The following is an 18,861-nucleotide window of genomic DNA, read 5'->3' on the forward strand; positions in this document are numbered from 1 at the left end:
TAGAAAGGCAGGCGAAAAAATTGAGGGATCGTTTTTATTGGGGTGTTTTGACGGTGATGCCCGCTTGGTCCAACGCTTCGCGGGTCGCCTCTACCAGCTCCAGCGCACCCGGCGTGTCGCTGTGCAGGCAGATGGAATCGAATTCGATAAACAGGTCTTCGCCTTCCACGGTTCGCACCAGCCCGGTCTGACAGGCCCGCAGGACACGCGCTGCCACCGTCGCAGGATCCAGCGCTCGCACAGTGCGGGTAAACACGATGGAGCCGGTCAGATCGTACTCACGGTCGGCATAAAACTCCCGCACCACCGGCTGCCCCAACTCCTTGGCCACGCGCCAGATCACCGAGTTGGGCATGCAGTACAACAACAGCGTCGGTTCGATGATTTGCAGGTTCTGCACCAGCAGCCGCGCCGCTTCTTCATCACGGGCCAGGTGCATGTACAGCGCGCCGTGGGGCTTGATGTGTTGCAGGATCACGCCTTGGGCGCGGGCGATTTCCCGCAGGGCGCCGAGCTGATAGAGCATATCGTCCACCAGCTCCTGGGCCGGTGCGTTGATGTGGCGACGTCCAAAACCGACCAGGTCCCGAAAGCCCGGATGCGCGCCGATGGCCACGCCCAGTTGCTTGGCGCGCTCGACGGTGCGGCGCATGGTGCCGGGGTCGCCGGCATGGAAGCCGGTGGCGATGTTGGCCGAGCTGATGTAGGCCATCAGCTCCGCGTCGACGCCGTCGCCGATGGTCCAGGGGCCGAAGCCTTCGCCCATGTCCGAGTTGAAATCCACTGCCTGCATCAGAGTCGCTCCGCCTAAGTGATGGACGAAAAGTAGGCTGCGGCTTGACCCCTTGGGAAGATCTATTATCAGATGGCCCATCTTCTGAAAATCAGATAGCCCTATGTTTTGGAGAGGCCGATGTCCCTCACCTTGCGCCAGATTCGTTATTTCGTCGCCACCGCCGAAATCGGCCAGATTTCCCAGGCGGCCATTCACCTGAATATCTCGCAATCGGCGGTGACCACAGCGATCAAGGAGCTGGAGGCGATGCTCGGCGTGCAGCTGTTCGTGCGATCGGCCCAGGGCATGAACCTGACCGACGCGGGCCGGCATTTTCTCAACCGTGCCTACGTGATCCTGCGCAGTGTCGATGACGCGCTGAACAGCCCCCTGCCCGACCACCGCGCCCGTGGCGTGCTGCGCTTGGCCGCCAGTTACACGGTGCTCGGTTACTTCCTGCCGCACCACTTGCAACGCCTGGAACACTGGCACCCGGACGTGACCATCGAAGTCTTCGAACAGGAACGCCAGGCCATCGAACAGGGTTTGCTCGACGGCCAGTTCGACATGGCGGTGGTACTCACTGCCAACCTGACCCACCCGGATATCGTCTCGGAAATCCTGTTCAATTCAGAGCGCCGCCTGTGGCTGCCCAGCCATCATCCCTTGTGCGAACGTGGCGCCGTGAGCCTGGCGGATGTGGCCCAGGAGCCGTATATCCTGCTCACGGTTGACGAGGCCGAACACAGCGCCATGCGCTATTGGGAGCAGGCCGGGCAGACGCCCAAGGTGCGCCTGCGCACCAGTTCGGTGGAGGCGGTGCGCAGCATGGTCGCCAATGGCAGCGGCGTGGCGATCCTGTCGGACCTGGTGCACCGGCCCTGGTCCCTGGAAGGCAAACGCATCGAAACGCTCACGGTCACTGACCCAGTGACGCCGATGAGCGTGGGCCTGGCCTGGCACCGCGAGCGCGCGTTTACCCCGGCAATGCAGGCGGTGCGCGATTATTTCCACGACGCGTTCCTGGCGCCGCAGCAGTTGTCGGCACGGCGTTAGAGGTGGGCTTGCAGGGTCGCCGCCAACCAGTCCATGAACACCCGCACCCGCAACGGCAAATGCCGCTGGCCGGCGTAGAGCAATGACACGTCCAGCGGCGGCGCCGGGTAATCCGGCAACACTGCCACCAGCTCTCCACTGGCCAACAAGGTGCGAATCCCCAGCAGCGGCACCTGGGTAATGCCAAAGCCACCCAGGCACGCCGCCTGGTAGGCATCGGTGCTGTTGACGGTGACACGCCCGGCCATCGGCACCCGCTGCACTTTGCCGCCCGCCTGATATTCGAAGCCGGACGAACGTGCGCCCAACGGCCGTACGTAATGCACCAATTGATGATCCGCCAAGTCCGCCAGGGTCTGCGGCACGCCATAGCGTTGCAGGTAGGCCGGGCTCGCGCAGTTGACCATCGGCATGCTGCACACCCGGCGCGCCACCACGGTTTGATCGGGCTGGGCGCCCACCCGCAACACGCAGTCGAAGCCTTCGGCGATCAGGTCCACCTGGCGGTCCGAGCTGCTGATTTCCATCTGGATCAGCGGATGGCGCTCCATGAACAGCGGCAAGTGCGGCAGGATCATGCCGCGCGCCATCACGTTGGGCATGTCCACGCGAATCCGGCCGGTCAGCTGCGCCTCATCCTGGCGAAACAACCCCTCCAACTCTTCCATGTGCGACAGCAAATCCTTGCTGCGCTCATACAGCACACGGCCATCCTGGGTCGCCTGCACCTTGCGCGTGGTGCGTTGCAACAAACGCGCGCCAAGCAATTCCTCCAGCGCCTGCACGTGCTCCGACACGGTAGAACGCGGCAGGCCCAGGCTCTCGCCGGCCTGGGTGAAACTCGACAGTTCGGTGACGCGCACAAAGGTGCGCAGCAGCTCAAGCTTGTTCATGGGATTGTTCGCCTTATCCGGCCAGTGATTCCGGTAAAGCGCTGTTTATCACGTTATGGGCGAATAAATACACTCAGCTCCACTGATCACCTGAGAGGACCGCACCATGACCCGTAAAATCGCACTCATCACCGGCGCCAGCCGTGGCCTGGGCAAAAGCGCCGCGTTGCACCTGGCGGCACAGGGCGTTGACATCATCGGCACCTACCACAGCGCGGCAGCGGAAGCCCAAGCGGTGGTCGAACAGGTTCAGGCCCTGGGTGGCCGCGCCGCCATGCTGCAACTGGATGTGAGCCAGAGTGGCCGCTTCGATGGTTTTGTCGGTGAAGTCGGCTGCTTGCTCAAGGATGTATTCGCACAGGATCACTTCAACTTTCTGATCAACAACGCCGGCATCGGCGCCCACGCCAGTTTTGCCGAGACCACCGAAGCCCAGTTCGACCAACTGGTGGCGATCCACTTCAAGGCACCGTTTTTCCTCACGCAAAAACTGCTGCCGCTGATCCGCGATGGCGGGCGCATCATCAATATCTCCAGCGGCCTGGCGCGGTTCAGTCTGCCGGGGTATGCGGCCTATGCGTCGATGAAAGGCGCCGTGGAAGTGCTGTCGCGCTACCAGGCCAAGGAACTGGGCCCGCGCGGGATCACCGTGAACACCCTGGCTCCCGGCGCGATTGCCACCGATTTCAGCGGCGGCGCGGTGCGCGACAACCCGGATGTGAATGCGATGGTGGCCAACAATACGGCCCTGGGGCGCGCCGGTTTGCCGGACGACATCGGCGGGGCGATTTCCACGCTGCTGGCCGATGGCAGCAACTGGATCACCGGCCAGCGCATCGAGGCCTCGGGCGGCATGTTTCTCTGAACATTCTGCGCTAGCATCCATGCCTTCAGATCACTGACAGGCAATCACCGATGAGTTTTGATCCAGGTTTGGCCGGCGGCATGGGCGTATTGGCGGCCGTGGTCGACAGCGGCAGTTTCGCCCGCGCCGCCGACAGCCTGGACATGACCCCGTCGGGGGTCAGCCGGGCGATTTCCCGTCTGGAAAAACGCCTGGGCATCCGCCTGTTCGATCGCACCACCCGTTCAGTGCAATTGACCGACGAGGGGCGGCGTTTCTACCAGGAAATCGCCCCGCTGCTGGCCGGCCTCGAAGACGCCGCCAACGCCGCTGCCGACAGTGCATTGACCGTGCGCGGGCGCCTGCGGGTGAACATCGACCCGTACTTCTCGCGGCTGGTGTTAGGCCCGGTACTCGGCGACTTCATGCGCCTTTATCCGCACCTGCAACTGGACCTGCACACCCGCGACCAACTCGGTGACCTGGTGGCCGACGGGTTCGACCTGGCGATTCGCTTCGGCATCCCGCAATCCTCCTCGTTGATCGCCCGCAAGCTCATGGAAGTGCGCGTGCTGACCCTGGCCTCCCCGGCCTACCTTGAGCAGTACGGTCGCCCCACTGTCCCGCAAGACTTGGAAACCGGGCACATGTGCCTGGACTTTCGCGACTCGCAAACCGGTCGTCCGTTTGCCTGGGAATTCCACCGTCCCGGCGAAAAGCTGATCGTGCGCACCAATGGTCGCCTGGTGGTCAACGATGCCAGCACCTTGTACAGCGTGTGCGAACACGGGCACGCGGTGGCGCAGATGCTCGACCTCGGGCTGGAGCCGGCGCTGAAGGCCGGCGGGTTGGTGGAGTTGTTTGCGGATTGGCCGGACGAGCGTTTTCCGTTGTACGCCTACTACCCGTCGCGGCACTTGCCCGCCGCCAAGGTGCGAGCGTTCCTGGATTTTGTCGCCGGGCTCAAGCTTGGCTAGGCAGGCGCTGCTGTACGACTTTTTCCCGGATCACGTCATACCCCCAGTGATACACATAGGTGTAAGGCAGGAAGAACAGCAGCACGCCGATATCGAGCATAAACGCCTGCATCAGGCTGATGTTGAGCCACGCCGCAATCAACGGCACCGCGACGATGATCAGCCCGCCTTCGAACATCAGCGCATGCAACACCCGCGTCCAACCACCACCCGAGAGTTGCAGGCGCACCTTGAGGCGGTCGAACAGGCTGTTGAAAATGATATTCCAGGTCAGCGCCAAAAGGCTCAAACCCAGGGTCACCGCGCCCATTTCCAGGGCCGGCCGCCCGGTGATCCAGACCAGCAGCGGTGTACAGATCAACAACGCCAGGCCTTCAAACCCCAGGGCCTGGCAAACACGTTCAGTAATCGACTTGGTGGGGTGCATGACCCTTCTCCGTGAGTGACGATGGTTGCCATGATTACCCTTTGAATCGATACTTCATAACTAATAACCATCGATCAAGGCGATAGTCATGGCCTCCCACGAAGTGCTGCAAGCGTTTGTCCAGGCCGCGACCCAGGGTTCGTTTTCTGCGGCGGCGCGCAAGCTGGGCAAGAGCCAGTCCACTGTCAGCGCGGCAGTGGCGAGCCTGGAGATTGACCTGGATGTGGTGCTGTTCGACCGCAGCAGTCGCAAACCGACACTGACCCCCGCCGGGCATGTGCTGCTGCAACGCGCCGAGCAGGTGCTGGAGGCGAGCAGCCGTCTGGAGTTGGCGGCGAGCCAGTTGGCCCAGGGGTTGGAGCCGAAGGTGACGATCGCCATGTCAGACACCTACCAGTCGGAACGTTTTGAGCTTGCGCTCAAGGCGTTCGAACAACGCTACCCGGACCTTGAACTGGAATGGCTGATCGCCGAGTGCGAAGACCTGATCGCCCTGGTGCAGAGCGGCCGCGCACAGATTGCCTTGATCGAAGCCCAGGCGGTTTACCCTCCCGACCTGACCCGTTCGCCCGTGGCCGAACGCACGGAAATCGCGCTGTTCGTCGCACCCGGCCACGCCTTGACCCGCGTAGAGAACATCGACCCGCAAGCCTTGCAGCAACACCGTGAACTGCGCCTGGCGAGCATCATCAGCCCTAACGAAACGCGCCCCTCGGGCCGTGTGTGGTCGGCACCGAGTTTTTTGATGTTGATGGAGATGGCGCAACTCGGCTTTGGCTGGGCAGAGCTACCGCGTTGGTTGGTGGAGCGTTTTGGCAACGCCGGACTGGTTGAACTCAACGTCCGGGGTTGGCCCCGCTCGGTGGCGGTGGATGCGCTGTGGTCGCGGCAGCATCCACCAGGGCCGGCTGGCAGCTGGATGATGAGCCAGATGCTCGAATAACCCCACAGGGTTATGCGGCCGACAGTTGCGGCGGGCGGTTGTTCTGGAAGTATTCGTGCAAGGCACGCAACGCAGGCAGCTCCAGGGCTTGCGCGGCGAAACACAGTCCGACCCGACGCGTGGGTGCCGGCAAATGCCACTCCCGAATCACCACACCGGCCCGCTCAACCGCCAGCGACAGCGGCAACATCGCCACGCCCACACCAGCCGCCACCATATGCAACGCCTGGGTCAGCGAACCGGCGTGCCCGGCCACCGCTTGCGGCGACCGGCCGTACAAGGCCATCAAGCGTTGGTGTGAATCGTGTTGTGGGCAGGTGATCCAGTCTTCAATCGGTGCCCAGGCCTGTTCCTTGCCCGATTGCGCCATGGGGTGCGCGGCAGGCAATACCATCACGTAGGACTCTTCCCAAAGTGGCAGGAACAATTCGTCCTCACAGCACATTTCCTCCACGGCCAGGCGTCCTTCGCCTTCGCAGCCTTCCTGCAAAGTCAGCAACAAGCCCGGCAGGCCTTGGTGCGCCATGCGCAGGAAGGTTTCGATCTGGCTGTCGGCAATATCGCCTTCCACACCCAGTTCCAGGGCGATGCGATTTTCGCGTCCGCGAAACAGGCGGCTCAACGCCTCGGCTTCGGCCACCATGCGTCGCGCCTGAGGGTACAGCACACGCGCCTCGGCACTCACTTCCACACCCCGTGGCTGACGCACAAACAACGCCACGCCCAGCTCGTCTTCCAACTGCTTGATCGTCACCGACAACGTCGGCTGGCTGATAAATAACCGCTGGGCTGCCGCAGTGATATTGCGCTCTTCAAAGACTGCAAGAAATGCCTTGAGGTGACGAACATCCATAGCTTAATCCGATGACTGACAGAGAAATAAGGCATTTTTCAGCCTTGGCGACGGTAAATATACTGCGCCCACGATCCCGTTATCGATTTTTCTTATCTCAGGAGTTCATGCATGAGCAAGCCATTGATCATCATCACCGGCGCCAGCTCCGGTATCGGCGAAGCCACTGCCCGCTTGTTGTCGGCCGCCGGCCACCCGTTGTTGCTGCTGGCGCGTCGCATTGATCGCCTTAACGATCTGGGCCTGCCGAATACCTTGAACCGTGGTGTCGACATCACCGATCGCGCCGCCCTGGTCGCCGCCGTGCAAGAAGCCGAAGCCCAGTTCGGCCCGGCCGATGCACTGATCAACAATGCCGGCGTCATGCTGCTGGGCGCCGTCAGCGAGCAAGACCCGGCGCAGTGGGAACAGATGCTGGATGTGAACGTAAAAGGCCTGCTCAACGGCATCCACGCCGTGGCCGGCAGCATGGTTGCACGCCAAGGCGGCACTATCATCAACGTCAGCTCGGTGGCGGGCCGCAAGACCTTCCCGAATCACGTGGCATACGTCGGCACCAAGTTTGCCGTGCATGGGATTTCGGAAAACCTGCGCGAAGAATTGTCGCCCAGCAACGTACGCGTCATCACCATTGCCCCAGGTGCGGTGGAAACCGAATTGCTCAGCCATACCACCGATGAAGCGATCAAGTCCGGCTATCAGGCGTGGAAACAGGACATGGGCGGCACCGTGCTCAGCGCCGATGACGTGGCCTCGGCGATTGCCTATGCCTACCAGCAGCCGCAGCATGTGTGCATTCGCGAAATCGTATTGGCCGCCACCCGCCAGCAGCCTTGATTCAGAGTTCGGCCAAACGCTTGTCGATAAACCTGCGTTCGGGTGCTTGCTGGGTCAAGGCCAGCGCCCGTTCGTAGGCGACTCGTGCCTCTTCGACACGGCCCAATTGCCGGTAAAACTCCCCGCACGCCGAGTGCGCCAGGTGGTAATCCAGCAACTCGCCACGGGCCAGAATCCCTTCTATCTGCTGCAATCCCGCCAAGGGTCCATCGCGCATGGCCAGCGCTACGGCGCGGTTCAGTTCGATCACGGCTGACGGCATCATCCTGAGCAACACATCGTAGAGCCCGACAATCTGCGGCCAGTCGGTTTCACTCGCACTGGGCGCTTCGGCGTGCACGGCTGCAATCGCGGCTTGCAGGCAATAGGGACCGAAGCGCCGTTTACTTAGCGCATGCTCAACCAGTGCACAGCCTTCGTCGATCAAGGACACATCCCACAGCAAGCGGTCCTGTTCATCCAGCAGCACCAACTCTCCACTGGCCGAGGTGCGTGCCGGGCGGCGGGATTCGTGCAGCAGCATCAACGCCAGCAGGCCCATGACTTCCGGTTCAGGCAGCAACTCCATCAACAATCGGCCCAGTCGAATGGCCTCACGGGTCAGATCCTCACGGGTCAGGTCCGCCCCCATGGACGCCGAATAGCCCTCGTTGAACACCAGGTAAATCACCCGTAATACGCTCTCGAGGCGCTCGGGCAATTCGTCGCGGGATGGCACCTGGTAAGGGATCTTCGCCTCGCGGATCTTGCCCTTGGCCCGCACGATGCGCTGGGCAATGGTGGCCGGCGTGGCCAGGTACGCCCGGGCGATTTCTTCGGTGGTGAGGTCGCAGATCTCGCGCAAGGTCAACGCCGCCTGGGCATCAGCCGCCAACGCGGGATGGCAGCAGGTGAAGATCAGGCGCAGGCGGTCATCTTCCACGTCTTCATCGCTCCAGTCAGCGGCTTCCAGTGTATCGGCCTGCGCCTGCAACAACGGGGTGAACCGCGCCTGGCGGCGCAGACGGTCGATGGCCTTGAAGCGCCCGGTCGACACCAGCCAGGCGCGGGGATTGTCCGGCACTCCGTCTAGCGGCCAACGCTGCACCGCCACGAAAAACGCTTCGTGCAGGGCTTCTTCGGCCAGGTCGAAATCGCCCAGCAAGCGAATCAGCGTCGCGAGGACTCGACGTGATTCGCCGCGGTAAATGGCCTCGACCGACAGGGTCAATCGCGCATGCCCTCGGTCACCAGGGTGACCAGTCGATCCAGACTCTGGCCCCAGCCGTCATGAAAGCCCATGGCTTCGTGGGCCTGCTTGTCTTCGGCACTCCAGTGCATGGCGCGGGCGGTGTAAAGCGTCTTGCCGTCGACCTCTTCGAAGGTCACTTCGGCGCTCATGAACGGCTTGCCCGAAGGGATCCAGCCGGGCATGAAGGCGTCGGTAAACACCAGCCGATTGGGCGCATCGATTTCCAGAAACACACCCTGGGTCGGGTATTCGGCGCCGTCCGGCGCGCGCATCAAGGTGCGAAACAGGCCACCAACCCACAGGTTCATTTCGCACTCGGGGGTGGTCATGCCATGGGGTCCCCACCATTGCTGGAGCAAGGCGGGTTCGGTCCAGGCACGGAACACACGGCTGCGCGGTGCATCGATCACGCGGCTGATGGACAATTCAAACTCGGCAGGTTGCGTAGACATGGGGTAAACCTCTTGAGTCTTAGGGTTGTTGTATTCAGAGATTCAATTCACGCACAGGGCGCACTTCCACACTGCCGACCCGGGCGGCCGGAATGCCGCCGGCCACTTGGATCGCCTCATTTAAATCACGGGCCTCGATCAGGTAGAACCCGGCGAGCTGCTCCTTGGTTTCGGCGAACGGCCCGTCAGTGATCGACAGCTTGCCATTGCGCATGCGCACAGTGGTGGCGGTGGTCACCGACTCCAGCGGCTCGGCAGCCAGCATGCGGCCGCTGGCCTGAACCGACTGCGCGTAGGCGAAGCACTCCGGGTCTGCCGGGCTGTCGGGCGAGGTGTGCAGCACCTGTTCGTTGCTGTAGATCAGGCAGAGGTATTTCATGGGTTTCTCCGTTTTCGGACGACTGACTATAGATCGCGCGGGTCAAGGTTTCAGGTCGAACAGACCAGCGCCGGTTTCCATGTCGAACGGCGCGGACCAGTGTTCATGCACCACTTTCCATTGACCATCGATGCGCTGGTAGCCGGTGCTGACCCGCATCCAGCAGGTCTTGAGTACGCCGTCCGGGCCGGTGCCGCCGCAGTGGGCCAACCAGTGGGCAAAGGCACTGTCTGCTCCGGCAACGATATGCAGCTCATGAAAGTCGAAAACGCCGGGGCCAGGGCAGAATTCCATGCAGGCCTGCCAATGCGCCTGGTACGCGGCCTTGCCTTTGAATTGCAGGGCGCCAACGGCGTCGAACGCGACGATATCGTCGGCGTAAAAGCTGACAATCTTCTCGACATCCTTGGCGGTGACGGCTTGTTTCCATTGGTCGATCAGGGTGTTGATGGCCGTGCTCATGGCGATACTCCTCGGGGTAGAAAACATCACGGAAGACACCCTTAGTCGAATGGCCCACCGGCCAATCGACAAGCCGCTTAAAAATAATTTTGCCCCCGGCAAACCCGCTAGAATCCACGCCTCTTTGTAGGATTTCGGATACGCACCCGATGGAAACCCGCCTCGCCCTGTATGAGACGTTGAGCCTTGCGCAGAAACAGCAACTCGACACCCTGCAAGTGCACCCCGAGCAACTGGCGTATTCCGGCGATATCTACTGTGCGCTGAACAGCCTGCTGGTCAATCCCCATCCTGACGCCATCAAGGGCTTCGCCCTGCTCGCCGACGAAACGCCCGTGGCCTTCCTGCTGCTCAAACGCCCGCCTTGTCTGCCCCACTGGGCGGATGAACACAGCGCGACCTTGCATGCGTTGCAGGTGGATCGGCATCAGCAAGGGCGTGGCTTCGGCAAAGCCTGCCTGCAGGCGCTGCCCGCAGCGGCGTTGCAAGCGTGGCCGCAGATCAAGGGACTGGAGTTGTCGGTGGATGCGGACAATGTGGCGGCGATGAGGCTGTATCTGGGGGCGGGGTGGGTGGATGGCGGAGAGGCGTATAAGGGGCGGATTGGGTATGAGCGGAGGTTGAGGTGGGCCTTTGGTCAGGGCGACCTTGACAGGGCATAAATGTAACGTATACATAACTTATGACCGACAAAGTAATGAATACGTGACATGGATACTTCTGTAATCACTCAACGACTTGGCACCCAACTGCGCACCCTGCGACTCAATCGCGGCTATAAACAGGCCGATTTGGCGAAGTTGGCCGGGATTACCCGGCAAAAACTGATTGAAATCGAGAAAGGCAGCCTTTCGGTGTCGATGAGTGCCTATGCGCGAGTGGTTGCCGCGCTAGGCAGTGAATTCAAATTAGTACCTGTCACCATGCCGACCCTGGAGGAACTGGAGGACTTGTTCAATGAATAGCCCCCACTTACGCGTTCATACCCCCCAGGGCGAAAGCGGCAGTGTTTTGATGAGTGCCAACGACTATCTGTTTCGCTACGGCGAGAACACGCTGGCGCAAAGCGCAGTCAGCCTGTCGATGCCAGTCCGCGCAGAAGAATACCGTCGGCGAGAACTTCACCCGATTTTCCAGATGAATCTGCCGGAAGGCTACGTTCTCGAGCAACTACGCAACCGCCTCGCCAAGACCGTCAAAGTAGACCCGATGCTGCTCTTGGCGCTCTCGGGTAGCAGCGCACCGATCGGCCGGGTGTTCGTATCGTCAGATCAAATAAACGAGCTGATCCATCGCAACAGCCCTCCCACGACCGGAGAAAACCTCGACGAAATTCTCGCCTGGGACGGCGTGGAAGATCTGTTCGTCGAACTGGTAGATCGCTACATCCTGCGAGCAGGCATTTCTGGCGTGCAGCCCAAGGTGCTGGTGCCGGAAAAACCACAAACACCCGAACAGAAATTCACCTCGAAAACCAACGACCTGATTGTCAAAAGCGGGCGCGAAGAGTTTCCGGGGCTAGCCATCAACGAATACCTCTGCATGTCCATTGCCCGTGATGCAGGACTGCCGGTGCCACCGTTTTACCTGTCAAAAAATCATAAGTTGTTCATCATGCGACGCTTTGACCGGGATGAACACCTCAACCCACTGGGTTTTGAGGACATGACCACGCTGATGGGCCTGTCCGCCGAACAAAAGTACACCAAGAGTTACGCCGCCATTGCAAAGGCCGTCCGCGTGTTTTGCGCACAGGTACATCAACGCAGTTCGCTCGATCAGTTATTCGATAGCGTAGCGCTGAGCTGCATCGTAGGTAACGGCGATGCGCATCTGAAAAACTTCGGGGTGCTCTACAGCGATCCAGTGAAATCGGACGCACGTTTGGCACCCGCTTACGACATCGTGAACACGACTGCCTATATTCCCGAAGACTCGTTGGCGTTGGATCTGAGTGGAAACAAATCGCTGTTCGCCTCACGCCTGGGCATTCTCGAATTTGCCAGAACCTGCGAAGTCGAGAATCCCGAAACACGCATCCAGGCGCTGCTCCAAACCCTTGAAGTAACGCTCAAGCGTGAAGACGATTACTGCCGGTTAGCGCCTGAGGTGGCAAACGCCATTCGACAATCTGCTCAGGGTTATCAATACAGCTTTGGCGGCTGAACACGCGCCTGCTTTCATCCAAGGACAAGGTGACTTCCATGCTGACAACCCTCGAACAACTCGAAACCCTCTATGGCGTCCCCCACGAGCGCGCCGTGCGCAAGGAAATCCCGCTTCTCAACGAGGACTACCAGGCGATGGTGCGGGCTTCGCCGCTGGTGGTGGTGAGTTCGTCCGGGCCCGACGGTATCGACGGTTCGCCACGCGGGGATGTGCCGGGGTTCGTGCGGATTGTGGATGAGCGCACCTTGGCAATTCCCGATCGGCCGGGGAACAACCGCTTGGATACCTTGCGTAATCTGGTGCAGGACCCGCGAATTGCGCTGCTGTTCATCATTCCGGGGATTGGCGAGACGTTGCGCGTTAATGGCCGGGCGCAGATTTCCATTGAGCCTGAACTGCTGGAGAGTTTTGCGGTGAATGGCAAACCGGCGCGATCGGTGATTCTGGTGCAGGTGGAGGCTGCGTATTTCCACTGTTCCAAGGCATTTGTGCGTTCGGACTGCTGGAACCCCGAGAAGCACCTGGACCGCTCGGCGTTGCCGTCAGCGGGGGAGTTTCACAAGCGGCTCAATGATGGGCAGTTTGACGCAGAAGCGTATGACCGGGAGATGCCTGAGCGGGTCAAAGCCACACTGTATTGATACGCCTGCAGAAGCCCGGCTTGCCGGGCTTCGTCACGGGGCTGTGTTTAGCCTCTTTCGCCCACCGGCAACCAGATCTCCACCGTCCCGGTGCCCTTGCGCGCATCAAAATCCGCGCTGTACCGTTCGAAATCCGCGCCCATCACCTTGTAGCCCGAATGCGGCAGCCATTCGAACATGATGCGCTCGTAGGTTTGCTCAAGCGCCTGCACCGGCCCGTAATGCGGGAACACGGCGTAGTTGAGCGGGGGGATTTCGATGCATTCGAAGTTGCCTGGCACATCGGCTTTGGTCGGGACTTCGACACCGGCCATGTAGTCGAACTCGCCGTGCTTGGGGTTGTGGCAAACACCATAGGTCACACCGCCCACACGCTTCTTGATGTCCTTGATGCAGGTGTCGAACAACTCCCACAGTTTGGGGATATCCCCCACGGTGGCCTTCGAATAACGCCCTTGCACCCCGGCGATCACCAGGGCTTTACCGGCTTCCATGCGTGGCTCTAACGGTTGTTTTGTCTGCTGATCCATACGAACAGTCTCCTTCTTATGAGGGAACAAACCCGCATCGAGTATAGGGGCATATCCGCATTGGGCTCCATGCAGAAAATTTTCCTGCGCATCTGGACAACCGGCCATCATCGACCGTATTGTCTGCCCCGCAGGCCACCGCAGTGGCCGACGTCGCTCGGACGGTTCCGGGCGCTTACGTACTTCGAGGCAACAATGGCCGACCAAGGTTCGCCGCGCCGCTTTGCGCGCATAGATCGACTCCCCCCTTACGTTTTCAATATCACGGCTGAGCTGAAGATGGCTGCGCGTCGGCGCGGCGAAGACATCATCGACTTGAGCATGGGCAACCCTGACGGCGCCACGCCGCCGCACATTGTTGAAAAACTCGTGCAAGTGGCCCAGCGTGAAGACACCCACGGTTATTCCACGTCCAAGGGCATTCCGCGTCTGCGCCGGGCGATTTCGCGCTGGTACAAGGATCGCTATGCAGTGGACATCGACCCCGAGTCGGAAGCCATCGTGACCATCGGTTCCAAGGAAGGCCTGGCGCACTTGATGCTGGCTACCCTGGACCAGGGCGATACCGTACTGGTGCCCAACCCGAGCTACCCGATTCACATCTACGGCGCGGTGATTGCTGGCGCGCAAGTGCGTTCGGTGCCGCTGGTGCCGGGCGTGGACTTCTTCGCGGAGCTGGAACGGGCGATTCGCGGCTCGATCCCCAAGCCGAAGATGATGATCCTCGGCTTTCCGTCCAACCCCACCGCGCAGTGCGTGGAACTGGACTTCTTCGAACGTGTGATCGCCCTGGCCAAGCAATACGACGTGCTGGTGATCCACGACCTGGCCTACGCCGACATCGTCTACGACGGCTGGAAAGCCCCGTCGATCATGCAAGTGCCGGGCGCCAAGGACATTGCGGTGGAGTTTTTCACCCTGTCCAAGAGCTACAACATGGCGGGCTGGCGCATCGGTTTCATGGTGGGCAACCCGGAACTGGTCAACGCCCTGGCACGTATCAAGAGCTACCACGACTACGGCACCTTCACCCCGCTGCAAGTCGCCGCCATTGCAGCATTGGAAGGCGATCAGCAGTGCGTGAAAGACATCGCCGAACAGTACCGCCAACGCCGCAATGTGCTGGTCAAGGGCCTGCATGAGTTGGGCTGGATGGTGGAAAATCCGAAGGCGTCGATGTACGTGTGGGCGAAGATTCCCGAGCAATATGCCGCCATGGGCTCGCTGGAATTTGCCAAGAAGCTGCTGCTGGAGGCCAAGGTGTGTGTGTCGCCGGGGATTGGCTTTGGTGAGTATGGCGATGACCATGTGCGCTTTGCGCTGATCGAGAACCAGGACCGGATTCGGCAGGCGGTGCGGGGGATTCGCGGGATGTTCCGCGCGGATGGGCTGGTCACCAAGGCCTGACCCAATCCACCGGTAAAAACCCAATAAATGTGGGAGCTGGCTTGCCTGCGATAGCGGTGTTGAATTCACCACCGCCATCGCAGGCAAGCCAGCTCCCACATTTTGATTGGGTTCCCAAATGGGCTTTTGCTGTGTCGGTTACACCACCAACGACAGCAACATGATGAATATCAACGCCACGACGGACAGAATCGTCTCCATCGCCGTCCACGTCTTGAACGTCTCCGCCACGGTCATATTGAAGTACTGCTTCACCAGCCAGAACCCCGCATCGTTGACGTGAGACAGGATCAACGAACCCGCGCCCGTCGCCAACACCAGCAGCTCACGGTTAACCCCCGGAATCATCCCCACCACCGGCACCACAATGCCCGCGCCAGTTATGGTCGCCACCGTGGCCGAACCGGTTGCCACGCGAATCACCGCCGCCACCAGCCACGCCAGCAGGATCGGGTTGATCTGCGCGTTCACCGCCATATGGCCGATCACGTCGCCCACGCCGCTGGTCACCAGCATCTGCTTGAAGCCACCGCCGGCACCGATGATCAGGATGATCGCGGCGGTCGGCGCCAGGCTGGCGTCGAGCAGTTTGAGGATCTGTTTGGAGTGAATGCCCTGGCGATGGCCAAAGGTGTACAGCGACAGCAGCAACGCCAGCAACAGGGCGGAGATCGGGTGACCGATCATGTCCATCCAGTTGCGCACGATGTGGCCGTCCGGCAAGCCGATATCGGCGAAGGTTTTGAGCAGCATCAGGAACACCGGCAACAGCACGGTAATCAGGGTGATGCTGAAGCTCGGCAGGTTTTTGTGTTCCGACTCGCGGGCCAGTTGATCGACCAGTTCCTGGGACGGGTTGCCCGGGATGTACTTGGCGATGAACGTACCGAAGATCGGGCCGGCGATGATGGCGGTCGGCAGTGCGACGATCAGGCCGTAGAGGATGGTCTTGCCGATGTCCGCGCCAAACACGCCGATGGCCAGCAGCGGGCCGGGATGCGGTGGCACCAGGCCGTGTACCGCCGAGAGGCCGGCGAGCAGCGGGATGCCGATCTTGATCAGCGACACGCCGGTACGACGTGCCACGATAAACACCAGCGGGATCAGCAGCACAAAGCCGATCTCGAAGAACAGCGGGATGCCCACCAGGAACGCGGCGAACATCATGGCCCACTGGACTTTCTCTTTGCCGAAGGCACGGATCAGGGTCTGGGCGATCTGATCGGCACCGCCGGATTCGGCCATCATCTTGCCGAGCATCGTGCCCAGCGCAAGGATGATGCCGACAAAGCCGAGCACCCCGCCGAAACCGTCCTGGAACGCCTTGATGATCTTGTCCACGGGCATGCCCGAGGTCAGGCCGAGGAAGCCGGCCGCGATGATCAGCGCAATGAACGGGTGCACCTTGAACTTGGTGATCAGAACGATCAACCCAATGATTGTGACCACTGCATCGAGCAGCAGGTAGGACTCGTGGGACATGCCAAACATGGGGGGTCTCTCCTGTTTGTTGTTGTTATTAAAGCGGGTGTTGAATTTCCTGCCGGGGATAGCGCTATCTTTTCCGGCAAAAAATTAATGAGTAGGTTCAAAGCCGTGTTGCAGCCACCAGGCGTTGGTCTGCTCGGCCAGTTCCTCGACGCTGTCTTCACTGGCGTTGAGGGCCAGGGTCAGCGGTTCGCCTTTGGGCGATTCAAGGGTGGCGAACTGGCTGTCGATGAGGCTGGCCGGCATGAAATGCCCAGGGCGATGGGACACGCGGTCGGCGGCCACGGCGCGGGTCAGCTCCAAAAAGACAAAACCCAGGCCCGGCGCGGCTTCGCGCAGGTGGTCGCGGTATTTCTTTTTCAGGGCGGAACAGGTGAGCACGGGATGCTCGCCCGCTTTGAGCGAACGGCGCAGTTCATCGCAGAGGATGTCGAGCCAGCCGGCGCGGTCGTCGTCGTTGAGGGGGTGGCCGGCGCTCATCTTTTCGATGTTGGCGGCGGGGTGAAAGCTGTCGCCTTCAATGGCGGTGGCACCGTTCAGGCGGCACAGGGCCTCGCTGACGCTGGACTTGCCACAGCCGGAAACACCCATGATGACCAGGGCGGTAACAGGTTGACTCATGAAACACCTCAGGACGCAGATAGCGCTACCTTTGCACGCTGTAAGGCTAGTGCAAAAACAGGCTTTTCCCGCGCCGTCTTGTCATTTTTATGGAGTGACGCGTGCATCCGCTCCAATCATTTGAACCGGATCAGGCAACCCAAAGTTCAAGAATTTGCAGCCTTTTGGAGACAGCGCTACCTTAGTGCCTCGATTTTTGTTTGGCAAGCCGCCTGATGACCTCCAAGAACGATAAAAAATTGCGCACCACGGGTCGCCCGACCCTTAACGAAGTTGCCCGCCTGGCTGGCGTCAGCCCGATTACCGCGTCCCGCGCCCTGCGTGGCATCAGCACCGTGGCCACCGAACTGGTGGAAAAAGTGCAGCAGGCGGCCGCCGAACTCAACTACGTGGTCAACCCCGCCGCCCGCGCCCTGGCCTCGGCGCAGAGCCATTCGGTGGTGGTGCTGGTGCCATCGCTGTCCAACCTGCTGTTTATCGAAACCCTCGAAGCCATCCACCAGGTGCTGCGGCCCAAGGGCTTCGAAGTGCTGATTGGCAACTCCCACTATTCCCGCGATGAAGAAGAAAACCTGCTGCGCAACTACATGGCCTACCAGCCACGGGGTTTGCTGCTGACCGGGTTTGATCGCACCGAAAGCGCCCGACGGATGGTCGAGGCCAGCAATGTGCCCTGCGTCTATATGATGGATTTGGACCCGAACGCCGGGGTGAACTGCGTCGGTTTCTCGCAACTGAGTGCGGGCGAAACGGCGGCGGCGCATCTGTTGGCCCGTGGTTACAAACGCCTGGCGTATATAGGCGCGCAACTGGACCAACGCACGTTGCTGCGCGGCGAAGGATTCCGCCGGGCCCTGCAACAGGCTGGGCTGTATGACCCGGCACTGGAACTGCTGACGCCGCGCCCCTCCTCCGTGGGCCTGGGCGGCGAACTGTTCCTGCAACTGCTGGCCGCCCATCCCGACGTGGACGCCATCTTCTTCGGCAACGACGACCTGGCCCAGGGCGCCTTGCTGGAAGCCATGCGCCATGACATCAAAGTGCCGGAACGTGTGGCCGTGCTGGGTTTCAACGACCTGCCCGCCTCGTCCTTCATGGTGCCGCGCCTGAGCAGCATCAGCACCCCGCGTGAAGCGATTGGGCGGCGTGCGGCGGAGCATCTGTTGACGATCATGGCGGGTAACAAGATCGCCAAGCCGGTGGTGGACATGGGGTTTGAGTTGCAGGTGCGGGAGAGTACGTAAGAGGGTTGCTGCCTGCGTTCTGAGCCAAGGCAGAGCAGATCCGCGTCTATCTACCTGTCAACGTTGACAGTAGGCACCCGCGCATGAGCGCCTTATAAGTGAAGCGTCGACGATGACGTCTGACGCTTGAATCTCACCGAAAAGGACCCTGCCATGCCCTCTAAAACATCCACTCCATCGCTACTCGCCAAAGGGGTTGTCGGCTGTACTGTATCCATCACACCCTTGCCATTTACTTCTCATAAAGTGAATTTTCTAGATACGGGCAACCAATACCTGATTCTCGCAACCAGCGAATCAAGTGACCGCGCAGTATTGATTTACGTAAATAAAGATATCGTCCCTGGCACTTACTCCATAGGTGCCCCAGGTGGCGACGAAGATGTGGGCGCCTACATTTTCCACACTTACTCAGATGGTCAATATAACCACTATGCCGAAACCGGAACCTTCAACTTGAATAGTGTTGATTTCGCCAAGACACAAATTGACGGGACATTTGAGTTCGAAGCAACTGGCAGGCCAGATGGGCCGGCAGTAAACGTTACGAATGGGGTCGTTACGCTCACCAGCCTTTGAAATTAATAAAGTGCATGTTCTTAAAGTGGCAAGAGCACTGTGTCCTCTAAAAG

23 protein-coding genes are annotated in these 18,861 nt (G+C 60.6%); 12 read left to right on the forward strand and 11 right to left on the reverse strand.

Going from position 1 to position 18,861, the window contains the following annotated elements:
* Positions 1–34: 34 nt before the first annotated feature.
* The gene (locus ACP7BX_RS24385; RefSeq protein WP_426131564.1) at positions 35–793 is read right to left on the reverse strand and encodes a 5-oxoprolinase subunit PxpA; all 759 of its coding nucleotides are present in this window, start codon (positions 791–793) and stop codon (positions 35–37) included.
* Positions 794–913: 120 nt separating this feature from the next.
* On the opposite strand from ACP7BX_RS24385, the gene ACP7BX_RS24390 reads away from it, so the two are divergent.
* Positions 914–1,831, forward strand: coding sequence for a LysR family transcriptional regulator (locus ACP7BX_RS24390; RefSeq protein WP_426131562.1), 918 nt, complete (start codon positions 914–916; stop codon positions 1,829–1,831).
* On the opposite strand, the gene ACP7BX_RS24395 is transcribed toward ACP7BX_RS24390, so the two are convergent.
* Positions 1,828–2,724 (reverse strand): LysR family transcriptional regulator, encoded by an 897-nt coding sequence (locus ACP7BX_RS24395; RefSeq protein WP_426131560.1) that lies wholly within the window; start codon positions 2,722–2,724, stop codon positions 1,828–1,830. The genes ACP7BX_RS24390 and ACP7BX_RS24395 overlap by 4 nt on opposite strands.
* Positions 2,725–2,830: 106 nt before the next feature.
* Between ACP7BX_RS24395 and ACP7BX_RS24400 the strand changes: the two genes are divergently transcribed.
* Positions 2,831–3,589: an SDR family NAD(P)-dependent oxidoreductase gene (locus tag ACP7BX_RS24400; protein WP_426131558.1), complete on the forward strand. Its 759-nt coding sequence runs from the start codon at positions 2,831–2,833 to the stop codon at positions 3,587–3,589.
* Positions 3,590–3,639: 50 nt separating this feature from the next.
* On the forward strand, positions 3,640–4,545 hold the full coding sequence (locus ACP7BX_RS24405; RefSeq protein WP_426131556.1) for a LysR family transcriptional regulator: 906 nt from the start codon (positions 3,640–3,642) through the stop codon (positions 4,543–4,545).
* Here ACP7BX_RS24405 and ACP7BX_RS24410 read toward each other — a convergent pair.
* On the reverse strand, positions 4,532–4,972 hold the full coding sequence (locus ACP7BX_RS24410; protein ID WP_038850604.1) for a multidrug/biocide efflux PACE transporter: 441 nt from the start codon (positions 4,970–4,972) through the stop codon (positions 4,532–4,534). The two genes, ACP7BX_RS24405 and ACP7BX_RS24410, sit on opposite strands and share 14 nt — an antisense overlap.
* A gap of 88 nt (positions 4,973–5,060) precedes the next feature.
* Between ACP7BX_RS24410 and ACP7BX_RS24415 the strand changes: the two genes are divergently transcribed.
* A complete protein-coding gene (locus ACP7BX_RS24415; protein WP_269131812.1) occupies positions 5,061–5,915 on the forward strand; it encodes a LysR family transcriptional regulator in 855 nt (284 codons plus the stop codon).
* A gap of 10 nt (positions 5,916–5,925) precedes the next feature.
* On the opposite strand, the gene ACP7BX_RS24420 is transcribed toward ACP7BX_RS24415, so the two are convergent.
* Entirely contained in the window at positions 5,926–6,768 is an 843-nt protein-coding gene (locus ACP7BX_RS24420; RefSeq protein ID WP_038850601.1) for a LysR family transcriptional regulator, read from the reverse strand.
* A 111-nt stretch (positions 6,769–6,879) separates the two neighbouring features.
* On the opposite strand from ACP7BX_RS24420, the gene ACP7BX_RS24425 reads away from it, so the two are divergent.
* Positions 6,880–7,605 carry an SDR family oxidoreductase gene (locus ACP7BX_RS24425; RefSeq protein ID WP_426131553.1) on the forward strand — a complete coding sequence of 242 codons (726 nt, stop codon included), beginning with the start codon at positions 6,880–6,882 and terminating at the stop codon, positions 7,603–7,605.
* 1 nt (position 7,606) lies between these two features.
* Here ACP7BX_RS24425 and ACP7BX_RS24430 read toward each other — a convergent pair whose 3' ends face one another.
* From ACP7BX_RS24430 to ACP7BX_RS24445, 4 genes are read right to left on the reverse strand one after another with little or no spacing between them, the layout of a single operon-like run.
* On the reverse strand, positions 7,607–8,815 hold the full coding sequence (locus ACP7BX_RS24430) for an RNA polymerase sigma factor (RefSeq protein WP_426131551.1): 1,209 nt from the start codon (positions 8,813–8,815) through the stop codon (positions 7,607–7,609).
* Complete coding sequence (locus ACP7BX_RS24435) at positions 8,812–9,288, reverse strand: SRPBCC family protein (RefSeq protein ID WP_426131549.1); 477 nt, start codon at positions 9,286–9,288, stop codon at positions 8,812–8,814. The genes ACP7BX_RS24430 and ACP7BX_RS24435 overlap by 4 nt, the downstream gene beginning before the upstream one ends.
* A 34-nt stretch (positions 9,289–9,322) precedes the next feature.
* Positions 9,323–9,667 carry a YciI family protein gene (locus tag ACP7BX_RS24440; protein WP_061449320.1) on the reverse strand — a complete coding sequence of 115 codons (345 nt, stop codon included), beginning with the start codon at positions 9,665–9,667 and terminating at the stop codon, positions 9,323–9,325.
* A 42-nt stretch (positions 9,668–9,709) separates the two neighbouring features.
* Positions 9,710–10,129: a YybH family protein gene (locus tag ACP7BX_RS24445; RefSeq protein ID WP_426131547.1), complete on the reverse strand. Its 420-nt coding sequence runs from the start codon at positions 10,127–10,129 to the stop codon at positions 9,710–9,712.
* A 149-nt stretch (positions 10,130–10,278) separates the two neighbouring features.
* Between ACP7BX_RS24445 and ACP7BX_RS24450 the strand changes: the two genes are divergently transcribed.
* The 4 genes from ACP7BX_RS24450 to ACP7BX_RS24465 are packed head-to-tail and all read left to right on the forward strand — an operon-like array spanning position 10,279 to position 12,939.
* A complete protein-coding gene (locus ACP7BX_RS24450) occupies positions 10,279–10,791 on the forward strand; it encodes a GNAT family N-acetyltransferase (RefSeq protein ID WP_426131545.1) in 513 nt (170 codons plus the stop codon).
* Between the two features lie 48 nt (positions 10,792–10,839).
* Positions 10,840–11,094, forward strand: a complete 255-nt coding sequence (locus ACP7BX_RS24455) for a helix-turn-helix domain-containing protein (protein WP_016978315.1) — start codon at positions 10,840–10,842, stop codon at positions 11,092–11,094.
* Positions 11,087–12,295 (forward strand): type II toxin-antitoxin system HipA family toxin, encoded by a 1,209-nt coding sequence (locus ACP7BX_RS24460; protein WP_426131543.1) that lies wholly within the window; start codon positions 11,087–11,089, stop codon positions 12,293–12,295. Before ACP7BX_RS24455 ends, ACP7BX_RS24460 begins: the two co-directional genes overlap by 8 nt.
* 38 nt (positions 12,296–12,333) lie before the next feature.
* Positions 12,334–12,939: a pyridoxamine 5'-phosphate oxidase family protein gene (locus ACP7BX_RS24465; protein ID WP_177111133.1), complete on the forward strand. Its 606-nt coding sequence runs from the start codon at positions 12,334–12,336 to the stop codon at positions 12,937–12,939.
* Positions 12,940–12,986: 47 nt separating this feature from the next.
* On the opposite strand, the gene ACP7BX_RS24470 is transcribed toward ACP7BX_RS24465, so the two are convergent.
* On the reverse strand, positions 12,987–13,469 hold the full coding sequence (locus ACP7BX_RS24470; protein ID WP_177004818.1) for a GyrI-like domain-containing protein: 483 nt from the start codon (positions 13,467–13,469) through the stop codon (positions 12,987–12,989).
* Between the two features lie 195 nt (positions 13,470–13,664).
* Between ACP7BX_RS24470 and alaC the strand changes: the two genes are divergently transcribed.
* Entirely contained in the window at positions 13,665–14,876 is a 1,212-nt protein-coding gene (alaC, locus tag ACP7BX_RS24475) for an alanine transaminase (protein WP_105523944.1), read from the forward strand.
* Between the two features lie 138 nt (positions 14,877–15,014).
* On the opposite strand, the gene ACP7BX_RS24480 is transcribed toward alaC, so the two are convergent.
* Both ACP7BX_RS24480 and ACP7BX_RS24485 read right to left on the reverse strand, forming a co-directional pair.
* Positions 15,015–16,367, reverse strand: coding sequence for a GntP family permease (locus tag ACP7BX_RS24480; RefSeq protein ID WP_017738791.1), 1,353 nt, complete (start codon positions 16,365–16,367; stop codon positions 15,015–15,017).
* Between the two features lie 84 nt (positions 16,368–16,451).
* Positions 16,452–16,985 carry a gluconokinase gene (locus tag ACP7BX_RS24485; protein ID WP_033896292.1) on the reverse strand — a complete coding sequence of 178 codons (534 nt, stop codon included), beginning with the start codon at positions 16,983–16,985 and terminating at the stop codon, positions 16,452–16,454.
* 212 nt (positions 16,986–17,197) lie between these two features.
* Here ACP7BX_RS24485 and ACP7BX_RS24490 point away from each other — a divergent pair, with 212 nt between their 5' ends.
* A complete protein-coding gene (locus ACP7BX_RS24490; protein WP_426130970.1) occupies positions 17,198–18,229 on the forward strand; it encodes a LacI family DNA-binding transcriptional regulator in 1,032 nt (343 codons plus the stop codon).
* A gap of 153 nt (positions 18,230–18,382) precedes the next feature.
* Positions 18,383–18,808: a DUF6252 family protein gene (locus ACP7BX_RS24495; protein WP_314535037.1), complete on the forward strand. Its 426-nt coding sequence runs from the start codon at positions 18,383–18,385 to the stop codon at positions 18,806–18,808.
* Positions 18,809–18,861: the final 53 nt, after the last annotated feature.

The sequence above is a fragment of the Pseudomonas sp. DWP3-1-3b3 genome, from assembly GCF_049896305.1.
In the GTDB taxonomy this organism is placed as follows: domain Bacteria; phylum Pseudomonadota; class Gammaproteobacteria; order Pseudomonadales; family Pseudomonadaceae; genus Aquipseudomonas; species Aquipseudomonas azotoformans_A.